Genomic DNA, 2,856 nt, shown 5'->3' with positions numbered 1-2,856 from the left:
CGCCAAGCTGGTTAAGGCACCGGATTTTGATTCCGGCATGCGAAGGTTCGAATCCTTCCTCCTCAGCCAAACATAAGCGTGTAGATTTAACGATTTACACGCTTAAATTTTTTGTAGATTCCGGACCTGTGGCTGGAATCAGGTTTCAAGACATCGTCATCGCTTAAAAAAGGGTACAACGTTGAGTAACGCCAACATGATGGTATTTACCGGCAATGCCAATCCGGTACTGGCACAAGAAGTTGCCACGCATTTGGGTATTGAATTAGGGCGTGCCGATGTTGGCCGATTTTCAGACGGTGAAATCATGTTGGAGCTGCTGGAAAATGTCCGCGGCCGTGACGTGTTTGTATTGCAGTCTACCAGCTACCCGACCAATGACAGCCTGATGGAAGTCATGGTCATGGTCGATGCGCTGCGCCGCTCTTCTGCTGGCCGCATTACCGCAGCCATCCCTTACCTGGGTTATTCGCGCCAGGACAGACGTCCGCGCTCAGCCCGTGTAGCGATCACAGCGAAAGTGGTCGCCAATATGCTGACCAGCGTCGGTGTGAACCGCTTGTTGACCATGGACTTGCACTCAGACCAGATCCAGGGCTTTTTTGATATCCCGGTCGACAATATTTATGCGACCCCGATTCTGCTGGAAGACCTGGCCAAGCAAGGTCACGAAAATCTGGTAGTCGTTTCACCAGACGTTGGTGGTGTGGTGCGTGCGCGTGCAGCTGCCAAACAATTGAATGCCGACCTGGCGATTATCGACAAACGCCGCCCGAAAGCGAACGTTGCCAAGGTCATGAATATTATCGGTGAAGTTGAAGGCCGCACCTGCGTCATTATGGATGACATGGTGGATACCGCCAACACCTTGTGTGAAGCCGCTGCCGCCTTGAAAGACCGTGGCGCGACCAAAGTGGTTGCTTATGCCACCCACCCGGTATTGTCCGGTGGTGCCGGTGAGCGCATTACAGCTTCCACACTGGATGAGTTAGTGGTCACCAACACCATTGCATTAAATGCTGGCGCACAGGCCTGCAGCAAAATCCGCCAGCTGAGCGCGGCCACTTTGCTGGCAGAGACCATCAAGCGTATCAGCCAGGAAGAATCCGTTTCTTCCTTATTTATGGACTAAAAGTACATAAATACAATGTAGAGCATGGATTAAGTTTTACACCACCTGCTGGTCGCGGCAGGTGGATTTTAGTGCAGTACCGCCATTCGTGGCGTTTTTAGGAGCCTCAAAATGAGTATCGAAATTAAAGCAGTCAAACGTGACGTTCAAGGTACGGGTGCGAGCCGCCGCCTGCGTCGCGCTGGCAGCGTGCCTGGTGTTGTTTACGGTGGTGATCAAGCTGCTGTATCTATCGAGTTGAACCACAAAGAATTGTTCATGGAATTCCGCCATGAAGCTTTTCACGCGTCTATCCTGAGCCTGGTGCTGGATGGCAAAGCTGAAAGCGTGTTACTGCGTGACTATCAACTGCACCCAGTACGCAACACGATTCAACACATCGATTTCCAGCGCGTGTCTGCGACTGAGAAAATCCACGTGAAAGTGCCTTTCCACTTCATCAATGAAGATGTGGCACCTGGCGTTAAAACCGGTGGTGGTAACATCTCCCACATCCAGACTGAAGCTGACGTAAGCTGCCTGGCAAAAGATTTGCCAGAGTTTATTGAAGTAGATCTGGCCAAACTGGAAGCTGGTCACTCTATCCACTTGTCCGAAATCAAACTGCCAAAAGGCATTGAGTTTGTTCAACTGGCACACGGTGATGACGCTGCAGTGGTTTCAATTGCTAAACCACGTGGTGGTAGCGAAGAAGCTGCTGAAGAAACACCAGCAGCCTAAGCAGGCCCGGCGGTTATCCGCTACAATAAACGCGCACAATCCTGTGCGCGTTTTTTTTGGTGTGCGTTTTTGTGCACCAATCCAAGCCAGATCGTAAATACGCAAATATGAGTGGAATAAAACTAATCGTTGGCCTGGGCAATCCGGGTGAACAATACACCATGACCCGTCACAATGCCGGGTTCTGGCTGGTGGATTTACTGGCAGAACAATCCGGTAGCCGCATGACAGCGGAGGCCAAACTGTTTGGCATCGCGGGCAAATGGCAACCTCACAGCGATAAATGGCTACTCAAACCCAGCACCTTTATGAATGCCAGCGGCAAGTCGGTGGCCGCCATTGCCAATTACTACAAAATCCNNGCCCGCAGAAGTGCTGGTGGTGCATGACGAACTGGACCTGCCACCAGGACAAGCCAAACTGAAATTTGGCGGTGGCCACGGCGGCCATAACGGACTGCGCGATATTCACGCGGCGCTGGGCACGCCTGATTACTGGCGTTTGCGCATCGGCATCGGCCATCCTGGCAACAAAGCTGAAGTAGTGAATTTTGTCTTGAAAGCGGCGGGCAAAGACGAACAGCAAGCCATTGATGACAGCATCATCAAGGCTACCACTGTCACTGACCTGCTGGCACAAGGCCAATTTGAAAAAGCCATGCTGCAACTGCACAGCAAATAACGATTAACGTGAAATAATCGCCGGATGCTGGTGCCACTCATGGTGCCAGTTCACAAAAGCCTCTGGTCGTAGCGGTGGCGAGAAGTAATAGCCCTGGCCGAAATCGCAGCCCATCTCCTGCAATATACGTAATTGGCGTTGGTTCTCAATGCCTTCTGCAATCACCTGCATACCCAGGCTATGCGCCATCACAATAATCGCGCGGCACAACGCTTCGTCCTCACCTGAGGTGCCCAGCTCGCGTACAAATGAACGGTCAATCTTTACGTAATCAATCGGGAATTTTTTCAGGTAAGACAAGGCTGAATAACCGGTACCAAAAT

The 2,856-nt window shown here is 51.5% G+C and carries 3 protein-coding genes and 1 pseudogene; 3 read left to right on the top strand and 1 reads right to left on the bottom strand.

Annotation, left to right across the window (positions count from 1 at the left end):
- The first annotated feature begins 196 nt into the window (after positions 1–196).
- The 3 genes and pseudogenes from B3355_RS04195 to pth all read left to right on the top strand — a co-directional run bounded on the left by B3355_RS04195 (position 197) and on the right by pth (position 2,533).
- Complete coding sequence (locus tag B3355_RS04195) at positions 197–1,132, top strand: ribose-phosphate pyrophosphokinase (protein WP_292780522.1); 936 nt, start codon at positions 197–199, stop codon at positions 1,130–1,132.
- A gap of 111 nt (positions 1,133–1,243) precedes the next feature.
- On the top strand, positions 1,244–1,852 hold the full coding sequence (locus B3355_RS04190) for a 50S ribosomal protein L25/general stress protein Ctc (RefSeq protein ID WP_019881576.1): 609 nt from the start codon (positions 1,244–1,246) through the stop codon (positions 1,850–1,852).
- A gap of 107 nt (positions 1,853–1,959) precedes the next feature.
- Positions 1,960–2,533 (top strand): annotated as a pseudogene (gene pth / locus B3355_RS04185) (aminoacyl-tRNA hydrolase).
- A 3-nt stretch (positions 2,534–2,536) separates the two neighbouring features.
- Here pth and B3355_RS04180 read toward each other — a convergent pair.
- The coding region (locus B3355_RS04180; protein WP_292780516.1) for an EAL domain-containing protein at positions 2,537–2,856 on the bottom strand (320 nt) is incomplete at its 5' end.

The organism is Methylophilus sp. UBA6697 (assembly GCF_002454655.1).
Taxonomy (GTDB): domain Bacteria; phylum Pseudomonadota; class Gammaproteobacteria; order Burkholderiales; family Methylophilaceae; genus Methylophilus.
The sequence above is the reverse complement of the archived record's forward strand: the minus strand, read 5'-3'. Positions and strand labels throughout refer to the sequence as shown.